The organism is Vibrio sp. Isolate30 (assembly GCF_022397975.1).
Taxonomy (GTDB): domain Bacteria; phylum Pseudomonadota; class Gammaproteobacteria; order Enterobacterales; family Vibrionaceae; genus Vibrio; species Vibrio fortis.
On record NZ_JAKEUS010000033.1, the window covers coordinates 1 to 594 of the forward strand.

2 rRNA genes are annotated in these 594 nt (G+C 42.2%); both read right to left on the reverse strand.

The window, feature by feature from the left end:
• Nucleotides 1–112 (reverse strand): 16S ribosomal RNA (locus tag L1D60_RS23475); the annotation flags it as partial.
• A gap of 341 nt (nt 113–453) precedes the next feature.
• Nucleotides 454–569 (reverse strand): 5S ribosomal RNA (gene rrf, locus L1D60_RS23480).
• Nucleotides 570–594 lie beyond the last annotated feature (25 nt).

The window sequence follows — 594 nt, forward strand, 5'->3', positions numbered from 1 at the left end:
CTCGACGCCGTTATCGTTCCCCGAAGGTTCAGATAACTCGTTTCCGCTCGACTTGCATGTGTTAGGCCTGCCGCCAGCGTTCAATCTGAGCCATGATCAAACTCTTCAATTTAAGATTTTGTGACTCAACGAATACTGATTACATTCCCCATTCGTTTTAGCAAAAAGCTTACGAATAGTGACTGTGAATTGACTGTGCCGATAATAAATTATCGATTGGTCACTCAGTTCATTGAAATCAAGTTGAAACCGAAGTTTCATTTTTTGATATTCATCAACGAGTGCCCACACAGATTGATAGGTTTAAATTGTTAAAGAGCTTTGCTATCAACGCTTTAGCRTTGAAGCGGATGCGTATAATACGCGATTGACTCTGTAAGTCAACATAAAACTCTAAGTTTTTTACTTAAAATCCTATGTTGACTCGTCTCATCGAGACAAGTCGAAATTAAAGCCTGGCGATGTCCTACTCTCACATGGGGAAGCCCCACACTACCATCGGCGCTATTGCGTTTCACTTCTGAGTTCGGCATGGARTCAGGTGGGTCCACAACGCTATGGTCGCCAAGCAAATTCTTAAAATCTGGAAAGCTG